16 protein-coding genes and 1 pseudogene are annotated in these 13,121 nt (G+C 64.1%); 7 read left to right on the top strand and 10 right to left on the bottom strand.

Going from position 1 to position 13,121, the window contains the following annotated elements; translation table 11 throughout:
• Positions 1 to 30 precede the first annotated feature (30 nt).
• The 4 genes from VIQ49_RS23165 to VIQ49_RS23150 form a co-directional block, all read right to left on the bottom strand.
• On the bottom strand, positions 31 to 1,266 hold the full coding sequence (locus VIQ49_RS23165; RefSeq protein WP_331888940.1) for a M20 family metallopeptidase: 1,236 nt from the start codon (positions 1,264 to 1,266) through the stop codon (positions 31 to 33).
• A complete protein-coding gene (locus VIQ49_RS23160) occupies positions 1,263 to 2,174 on the bottom strand; it encodes a DUF1028 domain-containing protein (protein WP_331888939.1) in 912 nt (303 codons plus the stop codon). Before VIQ49_RS23160 ends, VIQ49_RS23165 begins: the two co-directional genes overlap by 4 nt.
• Complete coding sequence (locus VIQ49_RS23155; RefSeq protein ID WP_331888938.1) at positions 2,171 to 3,007, bottom strand: alpha/beta hydrolase; 837 nt, start codon at positions 3,005 to 3,007, stop codon at positions 2,171 to 2,173. Before VIQ49_RS23155 ends, VIQ49_RS23160 begins: the two co-directional genes overlap by 4 nt.
• Before the next feature lie 79 nt (positions 3,008 to 3,086).
• Positions 3,087 to 3,566, bottom strand: coding sequence for a hypothetical protein (locus VIQ49_RS23150; RefSeq protein WP_331888937.1), 480 nt, complete (start codon positions 3,564 to 3,566; stop codon positions 3,087 to 3,089).
• A 447-nt stretch (positions 3,567 to 4,013) separates the two neighbouring features.
• Between VIQ49_RS23150 and VIQ49_RS23145 the strand changes: the two genes are divergently transcribed.
• From VIQ49_RS23145 to VIQ49_RS23135, 3 genes and pseudogenes are all read left to right on the top strand, one after another.
• Positions 4,014 to 5,006 (top strand): LLM class flavin-dependent oxidoreductase, encoded by a 993-nt coding sequence (locus tag VIQ49_RS23145; protein ID WP_331888936.1) that lies wholly within the window; start codon positions 4,014 to 4,016, stop codon positions 5,004 to 5,006.
• 177 nt (positions 5,007 to 5,183) lie between these two features.
• Positions 5,184 to 5,549 (top strand): annotated as a pseudogene (locus tag VIQ49_RS29025) (GAP family protein); the annotation flags it as partial.
• A complete protein-coding gene (locus VIQ49_RS23135; RefSeq protein WP_331888935.1) occupies positions 5,516 to 5,863 on the top strand; it encodes a GAP family protein in 348 nt (115 codons plus the stop codon). The pseudogene VIQ49_RS29025 and the gene VIQ49_RS23135, both read left to right, overlap by 34 nt.
• 4 nt (positions 5,864 to 5,867) lie before the next feature.
• Here VIQ49_RS23135 and VIQ49_RS23130 read toward each other — a convergent pair whose 3' ends face one another.
• Both VIQ49_RS23130 and VIQ49_RS23125 read right to left on the bottom strand, forming a co-directional pair.
• Entirely contained in the window at positions 5,868 to 6,383 is a 516-nt protein-coding gene (locus VIQ49_RS23130) for a TIGR04338 family metallohydrolase (RefSeq protein ID WP_331888934.1), read from the bottom strand.
• Between the two features lie 10 nt (positions 6,384 to 6,393).
• Entirely contained in the window at positions 6,394 to 7,215 is an 822-nt protein-coding gene (locus VIQ49_RS23125; RefSeq protein ID WP_331888933.1) for a DUF2786 domain-containing protein, read from the bottom strand.
• Between the two features lie 133 nt (positions 7,216 to 7,348).
• Between VIQ49_RS23125 and VIQ49_RS23120 the strand changes: the two genes are divergently transcribed.
• The 4 genes from VIQ49_RS23120 to VIQ49_RS23105 all read left to right on the top strand — a co-directional run bounded on the left by VIQ49_RS23120 (position 7,349) and on the right by VIQ49_RS23105 (position 10,259).
• The gene (locus tag VIQ49_RS23120) at positions 7,349 to 7,942 is read left to right on the top strand and encodes a TetR/AcrR family transcriptional regulator (RefSeq protein WP_331888932.1); all 594 of its coding nucleotides are present in this window, start codon (positions 7,349 to 7,351) and stop codon (positions 7,940 to 7,942) included.
• Positions 7,939 to 8,493: a dihydrofolate reductase family protein gene (locus VIQ49_RS23115; RefSeq protein WP_331888931.1), complete on the top strand. Its 555-nt coding sequence runs from the start codon at positions 7,939 to 7,941 to the stop codon at positions 8,491 to 8,493. The genes VIQ49_RS23120 and VIQ49_RS23115 overlap by 4 nt, the downstream gene beginning before the upstream one ends.
• Positions 8,490 to 9,107 (top strand): flavin reductase family protein, encoded by a 618-nt coding sequence (locus tag VIQ49_RS23110; RefSeq protein ID WP_331888930.1) that lies wholly within the window; start codon positions 8,490 to 8,492, stop codon positions 9,105 to 9,107. The genes VIQ49_RS23115 and VIQ49_RS23110 overlap by 4 nt, the downstream gene beginning before the upstream one ends.
• Positions 9,108 to 9,260: 153 nt before the next feature.
• Positions 9,261 to 10,259, top strand: a complete 999-nt coding sequence (locus VIQ49_RS23105) for an LLM class flavin-dependent oxidoreductase (protein WP_331888929.1) — start codon at positions 9,261 to 9,263, stop codon at positions 10,257 to 10,259.
• Positions 10,260 to 10,394: 135 nt separating this feature from the next.
• On the opposite strand, the gene rplA is transcribed toward VIQ49_RS23105, so the two are convergent.
• The 4 genes from rplA to secE form a co-directional block, all read right to left on the bottom strand.
• Positions 10,395 to 11,108 carry a 50S ribosomal protein L1 gene (rplA, locus tag VIQ49_RS23100; protein ID WP_331888928.1) on the bottom strand — a complete coding sequence of 238 codons (714 nt, stop codon included), beginning with the start codon at positions 11,106 to 11,108 and terminating at the stop codon, positions 10,395 to 10,397.
• Between the two features lie 75 nt (positions 11,109 to 11,183).
• Positions 11,184 to 11,621 (bottom strand): 50S ribosomal protein L11, encoded by a 438-nt coding sequence (gene rplK, locus VIQ49_RS23095; RefSeq protein ID WP_331888927.1) that lies wholly within the window; start codon positions 11,619 to 11,621, stop codon positions 11,184 to 11,186.
• 85 nt (positions 11,622 to 11,706) lie between these two features.
• On the bottom strand, positions 11,707 to 12,510 hold the full coding sequence (nusG, locus tag VIQ49_RS23090) for a transcription termination/antitermination protein NusG (RefSeq protein WP_331888926.1): 804 nt from the start codon (positions 12,508 to 12,510) through the stop codon (positions 11,707 to 11,709).
• A gap of 42 nt (positions 12,511 to 12,552) precedes the next feature.
• Complete coding sequence (secE, locus tag VIQ49_RS23085; protein WP_331888925.1) at positions 12,553 to 13,023, bottom strand: preprotein translocase subunit SecE; 471 nt, start codon at positions 13,021 to 13,023, stop codon at positions 12,553 to 12,555.
• Positions 13,024 to 13,121 lie beyond the last annotated feature (98 nt).

Raw genomic sequence — 13,121 nt, 5'->3', positions numbered from 1 at the left:
ATACCGTGTCCCCCGATACGTGGTTCCAAGCTATGCGCCGAACATCTCCATTGGTGACGTTTTCTGTTTCGGGCCAGTAAAGTTGCTGAACAAATGTGCGTAGACAGCAACCGCCGTGACAAGATCGTCGATCTCCACGTACTCATCGATCGTGTGCGCCAACGACAGATCACCAGGACCGAAGACAACCGCGGGCAGACCCAACTGATTTCGGATGAAGCGGGCGTCGGTGGTGAACGGGAGTCCGGTGAATGCCGCATCGCGTCCGGTCATCTCGCGGAACGACTTGCTGAGTATACCGACAAATGGGGCATCAACGCTGATCTCGGACGGCTCGCAGTAGGTCTGAACCTCGAGGTCGTACTCGTCCGGTTCCAGACCGACCGTCGCGATCCGGTGTTCGATGCCCGCGATCAGCGAATCCAGTGTGTCCCCGGGAATCGCCCGCCTGTCGATCAACAGCTCACACGATTCAGGTACCACATTCGGCCCACTGCCTCCCCTGATCATGCCCACATTGCAGGTGGTCCGACCGAGCAGAGGATGCGAATCCGCCGAAAACGTACTGCCGTGCAGGGATTCCGCAATGGCCGCGGCCGACATGATCGCGCTACGGCCGCGTGAGGGCTCGCTTCCGTGCGCGGGGACGCCGATCGTCGTGATCCGCGCGAACAGCAGTCCACGCTCTGCCAAGCAGAGTTTCAAGCTGGTCGGCTCGGGGATCAACGCCGCGTCGGCCACGATCCGACCGGTCTCGAGCAGATGTGCAGTGCCGTGTTTTCCACCGAGTTCTTCATCGGACACGAAGTGGAACACGAGTTCACACGGGAGCGGCATTCCGATCTGACGGCAGACGGCGTATGCAGAGATTGCTGCCGCAACACCGCCTTTCATATCGGTGGTGCCCCTCCCGTAGATCCGGCCGTGGTGCACTTCGGCTGCGAACGGGTCGTGGCTCCACGAACTCGGGTCCGCAGGAACCGTATCGATGTGTCCGTTGACCAGCAAGATCGGCTTCCCCGTCTCCCGCCCATCGCCGGTCATCGCGAGAACGCTGACGCGACCCGGTGCGGGTTCGACGATTTCGGTGCTCAGCCCGAGATTCTCGAGTACCTCGACGAGGTGGGCCGCGACCGCCGACTCATCACCCGGCGGATTCGCCGACGGGATGGCGACCAGCGCTCTGGTCAGGGCAACAACCGCATCCACGTCAATTGCCTCGTGCAATGCCGAAGCCCGTGCATCAGACTCGTTCTTCGTAGTCACAGAACCGCTTTCATCGTGGCTGCGTCCACGAATCCGGCGGCCGCGACCCGCTCGGAAAACTGACGCAGGTGTGGATTTTCATCGAACAGTGCCGCAAACCCGGCGCGCGCGTCGTCTGTGCGCCCTGACCGCAGCAACAACATTGCCCGCCAGAAGAGCGGTTCGGGATTGGGGGCCAGCACGTCAGCGGCGGACAACAGCGCATCCAGGGCCCGGTCGAGGTCACCGGCAGCTGGTTCCCGAAAGTCCCCGACCATCAATCCCGGCGCGAACATGGCTGCCGACACAGCGTCGAAGGAACGTCGCAGCGTCAACAATCTGGTGAGTTCGCAGATCGGATCGGGATGATCCTCGACCCGCAGGTCGATCGGCTTGTGATCCCACGGATCATCATCGACGGTGCCGTCCACGACCAGCAGGCTCGCACCCTGACTGCCTCGGGCGTCACCACCGGCCTCTTCGGCTGCAACCATCGCAGCCAGCAAACGGTCCGCGAACGGCAGCCGCGACGAGCGGTAGCCCTCGATCATCGCCGGCAGGACATCGTTGTTCGCCAACATGTTTCCGGCCACCGCGACGTCGCCGTCGACGATGTCGCCACAGGATTCGATACATGACGAACCGGTGTGTGCGGCGGCAATTCCGTCGGCGCCGACCATGAGCACCTGGCGAACCTCAGGGTGCCGGTCGGCGGCGAGCATCTCGCGGAGCACCAGCGGTGCCGTCTCGTCGCCCAGCCTGGCGGTGCCGGCGCCGCCATAGCCACCGCGGACAAAGGCCTGCGTGGCGACCGCACCGTACCCGGCCCGCGCCCAGGTCACCGACGCACCCGGCGCGAAGAAGTGTGATTGACATGCGGTCCCGAACGAACCGGTGACCGGATCACGAGCGACGATCGAATAGGTCATCGCCCTTCCTCCGACGATTCGAGACCGGCAAGGAACGTGCTCACCAAGTCTGCGGCTTCACCTGGTGTCTCGAGCATCGGCAGATGACCGACACCCTCCATCGTTGTCACGGTCGCCGACAGATATCCGGCCAGGTCGGCCGCCATCGTCGGCGGGCAGGTGGGATCGTCGCGACCGACGACAACCAGGGACGGCGGAACCGATCCGCTCCTGGCCAACGCATCGGCCACGGGCCGGGAATCAGCCTTGCCAAAGGTTGTCGTCAGAATCTCGATGACAGCCTCGATGTCCCGGCCCGCGGCCAGTCGGACAAGCGTCCCCGGCGCATCCGGTGCGGCCCGGTGCCCCAGGATCTCCCCTCCGTGCTCCCCGAACCACTGCCGAACACCCATCTGCCGCAACGCATCCACCATCGGTTCCAGCTGATCCGCGGCGAGTCCTAGATGGAGGGTGGCTCCGAAGAGCGAGATACTGGCAACCGCGTCCGGATTCGCGACCGCGAACTCCACGGCCACAGCCCCACCGATCGACCCTCCGAGCAGGTGTACCTTCTGGTACCCCAGAGCGGCGAACAGTGCCAGCGCGTCGCTCGCATAGTCGACCGGGAAGTAGGGGCCACCCACAGCCGAATGACCGTGCCCTCGATAGTCGATCGCCACGACGTCCCGATCGGGGAGCCCGGCGATCATCTCGGTCCACACCGCCGCGGCCGTGTTGACCGGGTGCAGGCACAGGATCGGGGCCCGCTCGCTATCAGCGGACCAACGCAGGTAGGACAACTTCCCGGCCGGCCCATCCAAGCTCATCCGGACCGGGACGGTGTGGGTGCTCATCTGTTCCCTTCTTGACACAAAATCCACGAATTCAGTTCCTCTGTAACAGTTTTGCGTGCCGCCGGTCTCCTACCGGAGATCAGCTCTCCTGAGGGAATCTGGGCGTCGACGGTGGTGCGATCGGGGACGCATGGAAATGCCAGATCTTCCAGACCGGGTTTCCGGTGCCGTCGTCACGTCGATACACCTCGGTGACGCGGAAGACGGTCGGCTCCTCATCGACCTTCATGAGCCCGGTCGAACCCGTCCCGGTGACGATCGCGCTCCAGATCGTGGTCAGATAAGCGAGGTCACCCTCGGCATGGATCGCGGGCTCTTCCACGATCTTCATGTCGGCCAGACTGAAACCGATGCCGTGCAACCCCTCCCAGAGTTTGACCTTCTCGTCGACGCTGGTGTACGTGTGCCCGTTCAAATTGAATTGCAGATAGCCCGGATTCGCGAAGTTCGGGTACATCTTCTCGATCACCAGGTCGTTGTTGGATTCGAGCCAAGACATGTGTACCGCCAGAATTTCGGCGACGTCCTGCGCGGCGTTGACAACCTTCTCGGTGTGCATGACTTCTCCCAGATCAAAAGTCGGTGGGCGGTAGGCCCGGATGTGTTCGATGACATGTCGATCATCGCCGAACCGTGCCGCCGCCGAATATGCACACGGTTGACAAACCAGGTGCAAACCTTAGGCAGATCGTGCAACGCCGGGCGCGCCACCTCACGACACTCGTCGTAGAGAAATCGGGTGACCCACGGGCGTCACCGTCGACCGATTCGCCGGACCTCATGCACTCGCTGCCGGCCGTCCTCGGCGGCCCGGGCCTGGCCGGCCCAACAGGTCATCGGCACTGACCGAATCGCCAAATCGCGGGCGCCGAGATTGGCCGCATCGTGGATGCGGACACAGTCCGAGGGGTCCACTGTTGGAGTAGTCGTCACGAACGGTGTCAACGCCGGGACGCGGGTTCCGGTCGATCCCGCACAGTCCGGTTCAGCTCGCAAAGGAGTCACAATGGCAGGGAATCCACTCGGTGTGTTCATCGCGACATCGACGCCGCCCGAACAGATCGGCCCGAATGCCCGGCTGGCCGAAGAGCTGGGATACGGCGAGGTGTGGGTCGCCGAAGACTACTTCGCGTACGGCGGCTTCACCGCCTCGGCCGCTGCCCTGGCGGCCACTGACGAGGTCCGGGTGGGCCTGGGAATCGCCGCTGCTGTCGCACGGCACCCAGCAGTCACCGCGATGGAGATCGCCAATCTCGGCCGCATCTTCCCCGGCCGGTTCATCCCGGGGATCGGCCACGGCGTCCCCGTGTGGACCGATCAGATGGGGTTGACCGCGACCTCGCCGCTCAGTGCACTGCGTGAATGCGTCACCTCCATCCGGGCGCTGCTCTGCGGTGAGACCGTGTCGCTCGAAGGCAAGCAATTCACGTTCCACGACGTCACTCTCGCTCACCCGCCGACCGTGATCCCTGACATCGTGACCGGTGTGCTGGGTCCGAAGTCGCTCCAGTTGTCCGGGCGGTACGCGGACGGGACCGTCATGAGTGTGCTCGCCGGGACGGACTATCTCGAATCGGCTGTCAAAGACATCCGTATCGGCATGGAGAAGGGTTCGCGTTCGGGCGGTACACACTCCGTACCGACCTTCGCGCTGTTCAGCATCGGGACCGACGGTGCGGCGGCAAAGGAAGCCGTCCGGGCCCCGTTGGCGGCCTATCTGGCGGCGGTCGGGCCACACAACCCGCTCTCCGGCGCCTTCGGATACAACGAGCGGCTCGCCGAGCTGCTGCCGCTCGGTGTCGACGAACTCGCCCGCCGGATGCCCTCAGAATGGATCGACACGCTGGCAGTGGCCGGCGATCCCGATCAGGTCAGCGCCCGGGTATCCGAGCTGCTCACCGCGGGGGCCACCTGCGTGGTGCTGTCCCCGGTCGATCCTGCCACGGCGGCCGACTCGCTGACCCTGACCGCAAAGGAAGTCCTTCCCGTCTTCAACTGACCGGGCCGCAGCGCTCGACGTGGGTGAGCCACCGGCGGACCGTCTCCGGGCCGAAGCGGTGGTGTGCCCGACCACGCAGCGCGCCGCATGGTCTATCCATCTCGCGGCTACCATCGACCGTGCTGATGACACCACCGACTCCGCCGATCACACCGACCATCAGAAGGGCCGGCGGTCGTGGTTGACGTTCAGTTCCTACCGACCGCATTCGGCTTGATCGTTGTCTCGCTGCCGATCGCCGTTGTGGTCTTGGTGTTGGTATCGGCGGGAGACCACCGAGCGGTAGCCGCATTCTTGGCGGGATGGATCGTCGGCATCATGTCCCTGTCCGCACTGACGATCGCGATCGTCGACGTGTCGACGAGTCGACGTGTCGACGTAGCAGGCCGGAGACGATCGGTCTTGTGGGCCAACATACTTCGCATCGTGGTCGGTGTCGTGGCCCTGGCATCGGCCGCGAAGAGCTGGTTCGAGCGTCCGAAAGGTGATGACGACCCGCCGATGCCCAAGTGGATGTCGGCGTTCGAATCGATCCGGCCCCGAAAGGCCGGCATGCTGAGTTTCGCTATGGTCACGGCGAATCCGAAGAACTCCGTCATGGTGACTCGGGGGCGACGACCATCGCGGCGTCGTCAGAGGTGGTGGTGCACCAGGTCGTGGCCCTTGCGCTCTTCGCGATGGTCGCCACCCTGGGTGTCGCGGCGCCCGTCATCGCGACGGTGCCCTTCGGTGATCGGGCGACGTCTGCGCTCAACGCCACCAAAGACCGGATGATCAGGCACGACAATCTCGTCATGTCTGCGGTGTTGACGATCATCGGTGTGGTGTTGATCGTCAACGGACTCACCGAAGTCTGAATACTCAGCCGACTCCGATCCCGCTGTCGCCGAAGGTGATCCGGTAGACGAGCGCCGCCTCGGGTCCGAGCACCAGACCCACGAGGTCGATCAGCGTGGCGGCAAAGCGCGGACCATGCTTGTCGGTCGACGACCCCGGGCTCAGGTGGTGGGCCAGCTCGTGCAACACCACCAGCTCGCGCATCGCCCAACGTCCCTGCGTCGCAACCGGAACGGCGATCACGCCGGCACCACCGGCGGGGTCGTATTCGTAGTGGGCCTGATGCTGTCCGCGACGGGTACGCACGCTGACCGGCGTGCGGGCGCGCTCGAATCGGTCGATCACGGGGGCCATCGCCACAACCCGGTCGACGTAGTGACGCACCGAATCCACCGACCCGAATCGTGCCTCCGGTGGCAGGGTGATCGTGGTCCCGGCGATGGTGAGCGTGTTGCCGCCGCCCGCCGCCCGCTCGAAGACGTTGAAGACCAGCCGTTCTGCCGCATACAGCGCCGACCGCTGACTGTCTCGCTCGGTCAAGGGGACGTGCTCATGGCTCGAGTGCCCCGCGTGGGCCGCCCAGGGCGATGTCTTCTCCTAGGCGGGCGCGCCGGCCGGCCCGATCCCCGGCCCGGCGCGCGCCCTCCGAATAACCGGCCGATGCACTGTGCGAACGCCAGGTTCCCCTCGCGGTCGATACCTCCCGATGAAAGTCCCGGACCTCGATCTCCTTGTTGCGCAGGACCAATGCGGTACCGGCGCCATTGTTGCCCCCGTCTGCGGCGACGGCCTGCTCCCGCGCCTCGTCGCGCGCCTGAACAAGCCGCTTACCGATCCGCTCGGCGAAGGCCGACTGGAAGTTCAGCCGGGCCGTGATCGGCGACAACGGCTTCTCCTCGACAACCCGCCGCGAGAAACGCCCCCGGCGCTGCGTGACCACGCGGGCAAAGGTCTCTCCCTTGTAGTCCCCCGATTTCAGATATCCGTCGCTGGCGGCGACCATCTGCACCACCAGCGACCCGTACAGCGCCTCACACGAGTCGATGTCGCCGGGAAATCCGTAGGCGTAGACAAAGGTCGAGTTGCTCGCGACGTCGCAGGTGATGTCGTTGGCGCGAGCAATGGCGACGAACAGCTGCACATAGGTGCGCAGGCCGCGCTTGCCGGCCTCTCCGATTGCGATGTTGCGTTGTTCCGGTGCCACTCGCTGGTTGCCGTTGCCATGCGCCCGAGCGACGGCGAGGTCGATGGAGGCCGCGGTTGCCAACCGCTGGGCCGCCTGCATGAATGCCTGGGCCTCGTGTTCGTTGTCTGTGCCTTCGGCTTGGCGCAGCAGACCCGCGATCTTGGTCAGAAGTTTGTTGTCCTGCACCCGTCCAACCCTAGGCGGTGGCCGCGAACTCACCATTCGAGCAGCTCCGGGCTGGGGACCGAATCCGGTGGTGTGGACAGTGCCAGAGGGCATCTGGTGGCCAGAGTTAGGAAATCATGATTTACTAACCCCTGTGGCCCGACCTCGCGTAACCACCGACACCGCACTCCTCGACGCCGCCGCTGCGGTGCTGGCCAGAACCGGCTCGACGGGATTTACCCTCGAACTCGCTGGTCAGCAGGCCGGCGTATCGGCGGCAACGCTGGTCAAGCGGTTCGGATCCAAGCGCGGACTCCTCATCGCCTCGTCGCAGCGCTGGATCGATTCGATCGAGCCCGAACCCGACTCGTCGCGTGGCGAGTCACCGCTGGCAACGCTGCACCGCCTGTCGGTGCGGTCATATATCGACCACTCGCAGCCCGACGACGCCGCCCTGCACGTGTCGTCACTCGCCGCCGACCTCGGAGATCCCGAGCTGACCCGGCTGCTCGCGCTGGGCTGGGCCCGCAAACGCTCGCAACTCGAACGACTCATCCGCCGAGCGATCGACGCGGGTGAACTGCGCAACGCACCGGCTCCCACCATGGCCGCGCGAACGTTGTTCGCCCTCCTGGAAGGGAGCTTCCTCGGCTGGACCGTGGACCCGAGCGGGCCACTCCTGTCGATCCTCGACACCGAGTTCGACAACCTCATCGCCTCTTGGACTCAGAAGGAGCCACCACAATGACTTCGACCACCACCGTCACCGGCGCCGTGTTCATCGCAACCAGCGTCGACGGCTACATCGCCCGCAAGGACGGCGGCATCGACTGGCTGACCAGACGCGATGACGACATGAGCGAGACCGGCTACGACGAGTTCGCCGCGTCCGTCGACGCGATTGCCATGGGCCGCAACACCTACGAGGTCGGTCTGACGCTCGACCCGTGGCCCTACGAGGGCATGCGGGTCCTCGTGGTGAGTTCGCGACTCGACCCCGATTCCGACACCCGCGTCACCGTCCACCGCAGCATCGACGACCTACTGGAGACCGCTACGACCGAGGGTCTGGGGCACCTCTATGTCGACGGCGGGCAACTCATCACCGCCTGCCTCAACCGCAAGATCATCACCGAACTCACCATCACGACGGTTCCCGTCCTCCTCGGTTCCGGGCTTCCCCTGTTCGGGGCCATCGCCGACGACGTGTTCCTCGAACACCAGCGGACCACGACATTGAGCAAAGGCCTGGTGCAGTCCGTATATCGCGTGAGCGCGGATGCCATGCTGGAAGCGTGAATCGAGACCTTGAACCGAACACCGAGCGAACCCTCTTCGACGAGAGCAACACCTCGGCGGGAGGCTTCTACAAGTTGCTCACCACCTCCGTCGTCCCCCGGCCGATCGCGTGGGTGTCCTCGCGCAGCGCCGACGGTGTCGACAACCTCGCGCCGTTCAGCTTCTTCTCGGTCAGTTCGACGAATCCGCCGATCGTGCAGTTCACCACGGTGGGCGGCTTCAAGCACAGCTCCGACAACGCCAGGGCCACCGGCCAATTCGTCATCAACATCGCCACCGAGTCGATGATCGACCAGGTCAACGCCTCGTCCGCCGGATTCGCCGAGGACATCAACGAGTTCGACGCGGTGGGCGTGACGTCCGAACCGGCAGCGGTCGTCGACTGCCTGCGGGTGAAGGACAGCCCGGTCTCCATCGAATGCGTGCTGCATCAGATCATCGAGGTCGGCAACTCGCGGGTGGTGATGGGGCGGGTCGTGGCGGTCAGCGTAGACCCCCGCGTCGCCGCCGCGGACGGCCACCCCGACTTCACCAAATTGGCCCCGCTGGCACGACTGGGCCGCACCGAGTGGGGTCTGCCGGGCAAGGTGGTCGTCCGCGACCGTCCGAGCTGACTTCGGCGTGCGTCAACCGGGCGGGCCGGGGGTCGACAACCGGCCACCTCCGTGAGTCCGGCCACCTTTCCTGAGCACCTGGGAAGCGCAGCGGGCTACTGCGCGTTGACACAGAGGTATGACTATTCCCGAAATCAGCAGTGAGGTATCCGCATGTCAGTGACCCTGTCCATCCTCGACCTTGCGCCCATCGCCCCCGGACAGACAGCGCGCGAGACTCTCGCGGGCAGTGTTCAACTCGCCCGCGCCGCAGAACGGCATGGCTACAAACGTGTCTGGTACGCCGAGCACCACAACATGGAGACGATCGCATCATCGGCGACGAGTGTGCTGATCGCACATATCGCCGCACATACCGAATCCATCCGGCTCGGTGCCGGTGGGATCATGCTCCCGAACCATGCGCCGCTGACCATCGCCGAACAGTTCGGCACGCTCGAAACTCTTCATCCCGGACGCATCGACCTCGGGCTGGGCCGGGCTCCCGGCAGCGATCAGGCGACGATGCGGGCCCTGCGCCGCGACAACAGCTCCGCTGACCGTTTCCCTCAGGATGTGCTGGAACTACAGGGCTTTCTCGGTGACGAGTCGCGGATTCCCGGGATCACCGCTGTCCCCGGCGTCGGTACCCACGTGCCGTTGTACATCCTCGGATCGTCCCTGTTCGGAGCCCAACTCGCGGCACACCTCGGTCTGCCGTACGCGTTCGCCTCACACTTCTCGCCTGATGCCCTGCAACAGGCCGTCACCCTCTATCGCCGCGACTTCAAGCCGTCGGCGCAGTTGTCCGAGCCGTACGTCATCGCCGGTGTGAACATCGTCGCCGCCGACGACCCGGCGGTCGCGACCGCGGACTTCGAAGCACTTCGGCGAATCCGGTTGCGGGGCTTGATCTCCCGGGGTCCGGCAACGCCCCAATACAGCGACGAGGAGATCGACGCGTTCCTCACCACCCGTGAGGGCCATCAGCTTGCGTCGATGATGAAGTACACCGGAGTCGGCACCGGCGACGACGCCCGACGCTACCTGGAGAACTTCGCCGAGATCGCTCAGGCGGATGAGCTGATGGTCTGCCATCAGTCGGTGACCATCGAAGGTCGTTTGCGCTCACTGGAACTCACCGCCGACGCGATGAAGGCCGCTCAGGTCTGATCCGCCCTGAAAGCTGTCGAATACGGGGGTCGGACGGAGCACTTTCCTCCGACCCCCGTATTTCGCAGTTTTCTCCGAATGCACAAGGCCGGGACCCCCTGTGGGGATCCCGGCCTCATGTCAGATCAGAAGCGCTCAGGCTTCGTCCTCGAGGTAGTTGCGGTTCACCGAGGGATCCACCTGAATGCCCGGTCCGGTGGTCGTCGAAACGGTGACCTTCTTGAGGTACCGGCCCTTGGCCGTAGACGGCTTCGCACGCAGGATCTCGTCCAGCGCGGCACCGTAGTTCTCGGCCAGCTTCTTCTCGTCGAAGGAAGCCTTGCCGATGACGAAGTGCAGGTTCGCGGCCTTGTCGACGCGGAAGTTGATCTTTCCGCCCTTGATCTCGTTGACGGCCTTGGTCACGTCAGTGGTGACGGTGCCCGTCTTCGGGTTCGGCATCAGGCCACGCGGTCCGAGGACGCGGGCGATGCGGCCGACCTTGGCCATCTGATCCGGGGTGGCGATGGCAGCGTCGAATTCGAGCCAGCCTCCCTGGATCTTCTCGATCAGGTCCTCTGCGCCGACCTCGTCAGCTCCGGCGGCGAGGGCCTCATTGGCCTTGTCGCCGGCGGCGAAGACGATCACACGGGCGGTCTTACCGGTGCCGTGCGGAAGGTTGACGGTGCCGCGCACCATCTGGTCGGCCTTACGAGGATCGACACCGAGACGGACTGCGACCTCGACGGTCGAGTCGGTCTTGGTCGAAGAGGTCTCCTTGGCCAGCTTGGCAGCCTCCAGCGGACTGTAGAGCTTGGACTTGTCGACCTTTTCAGCTGCGGCCTTGTATGCCTTGCTGTTCTTGCTCATATTCGCTCTGTCTTTCTCCGCAACTACTGCGGTTTGGTGGTGCGGACCGAGCCGGCCCTCCCACGAATGTCTGAATCAGGCTTCGACGGTGATGCCCATGGAGCGGGCGGTTCCGGCGATGATCTTGGCAGCCTGCTCAACGTCGTTGGCGTTGAGGTCTTCCTGCTTGGTCTTGGCGATCTCACGGACCTGGTCCATGGTGACCTTGCCGACCTTGGTCTTGTGAGGCTCTCCCGAGCCCTTCTGCAGACCGGCGGCCTTGAGCAGCAGCTTGGCGGCCGGCGGGGTCTTCAACTTGAAGTCGAAGGAACGATCTTCATAGACGAAGATCTCCACCGGCACGACGTTGCCACGCTGGCTTTCTGTCGCGGCGTTGTACGCCTTGCAGAACTCCATGATGTTCACGCCGTGCTGACCAAGTGCCGGACCCACGGGCGGTGCCGGGTTGGCGGCGCCTGCCTGGATCTGGAGCTTGATGATCCCGGAGATCTTCTTCTTCTTCTTGGGGGGCATCCTTTTCCCTGTTTCTGATTGATGTCGCTTGGGCTGATGACTTGCTTCAGCCCGATTTCACGCCCGCTGGAGACGTGAAAGTCTCTTAGATCTTTTCGACCTGATTGAAGGCGAGTTCGACCGGGGTCTCGCGACCGAAGATCGAAACCAGCACCTTCACCTTGCGCTGCTCTGCGTTGACCTCGCTGATCGACGCCGGCAACGTGGCAAACGGTCCGTCCATGACGGTGACCGATTCGCCGACTGCGAAGTCGACCTCGACAACCGGCGCGCTCGCGGCGGCCAGGTCTGCTCCACCTTCGGCACCTGATTTGGCGGAAGCCTTCTTGGGCTCGGTGCGCGGCAGCAGGAACTTGAGGACCTCGTTCATCGACAACGGCGACGGACGCGAGGTCAGACCCACGAAACCGGTGACGCCGGGCGTGTTGCGCACTGCGCCCCACGACTCGTCGTTCAGTTCCATGCGAACGAGGATGTAGCCGGGCAGCACCTTGCGGTTGACCTTCTTGGGCTGACCGTTCTTGATCTCGGTGACCTCTTCGGTCGGAACCTCGACCTGGAAGATGTAGTCGCCGACATCGAGGTTCTGCACACGGGTCTCGAGGTTGGCTTTCACCTTGTTCTCGTACCCGGCGTAGGAATGGATCACGTACCAGTCACCGGCAGCCCGCTTGAGGGACTTCTTGAGCGCCTCGACCGGATCTTCTTCTTCGGGCTCGGCGGCCTCTTCGACGATCTCCTCGACGGCGACGTCGTCGCTGTCGGTGGCTTCTTCGGTCGGTTCGGAGTCGGAGATGCCACTGTCGACAGCGCCCGAATCACCGACCGCCTGATCGATGGTGTCGGTTTCGGTCTCGCTGAATTCAGCGTCGTTCTCGGGGGTGCTCACTGCAGCCCACGCTCCCTTTCTTCGAAGCAGCCGTACGGGTGGTTACCCGAACAACCACAAAACTCCCTTTGCAAAAGCAAGGTCCAGTACCGAGATGAACGTGACCATCAGGATCACGAAGATCAGCACGATGATCGTGTACTGGATCAGCTGCTTTCGCGTCGGCCAGATGACCTTCTTGAGCTCACCGACAACCTGTGTCAGGAACACGTACAGCCGCGTGAACGGATTGCGGCTGTCGTCCGACTTGACCCGCTTGCGCTTCTCGGCTTTGCCCGCCTCTTTGGTGGACACGGCCGACGTCGTGGAATCGGCATCGTCGTCACTCTTGGCGAGGCTGGTCCGCTTGCCACGCGGCGAACGCTTGCCCGTAGGACGTGCCTGCGTTGCGGTATCACCGCTGGCGGCGTCGTCCACCGAATCCGTTGCGGAGTCCACAGAAGCGTCGAGCTCGACCTCATCGGTCGACTCGCCCGCGTTCTTGGCGCGTTCGGCACGGTCGCGCTTGCTCAACTTGATCCTCTCGTGGCTGAAGTCCGTTGCTCCGTGTGGGCCTGGGCCCTGCCACACAACAACTGACATCGGTTGCCCTTCCGGTGTGAAACACACCG

The sequence above is a fragment of the Williamsia sp. genome (assembly GCF_036566845.1).
Lineage (GTDB): Bacteria > Actinomycetota > Actinomycetes > Mycobacteriales > Mycobacteriaceae > Williamsia.
Note: the sequence above shows the minus strand (reverse complement) of the source record. Positions and strands in the feature narration are given on the sequence as shown.

Coding starts and splice junctions, on each gene's coding strand:
- VIQ49_RS23160 (WP_331888939.1), bottom strand. CDS start 2,174: ATGACCTATTCGATCGTCGCTCGTGATCCGGTCACCGGTTCGTTCGGG.
- VIQ49_RS23155 (WP_331888938.1), bottom strand. CDS start 3,007: ATGAGCACCCACACCGTCCCGGTCCGGATGAGCTTGGATGGGCCGGCC.
- VIQ49_RS23150 (WP_331888937.1), bottom strand. CDS start 3,566: ATGCACACCGAGAAGGTTGTCAACGCCGCGCAGGACGTCGCCGAAATT.
- VIQ49_RS23145 (WP_331888936.1), top strand. CDS start 4,014: ATGGCAGGGAATCCACTCGGTGTGTTCATCGCGACATCGACGCCGCCC.
- VIQ49_RS23115 (WP_331888931.1), top strand. CDS start 7,939: ATGACTTCGACCACCACCGTCACCGGCGCCGTGTTCATCGCAACCAGC.
- VIQ49_RS23105 (WP_331888929.1), top strand. CDS start 9,261: ATGTCAGTGACCCTGTCCATCCTCGACCTTGCGCCCATCGCCCCCGGA.
- rplA (WP_331888928.1), bottom strand. CDS start 11,108: ATGAGCAAGAACAGCAAGGCATACAAGGCCGCAGCTGAAAAGGTCGAC.
- rplK (WP_331888927.1), bottom strand. CDS start 11,621: ATGCCCCCCAAGAAGAAGAAGAAGATCTCCGGGATCATCAAGCTCCAG.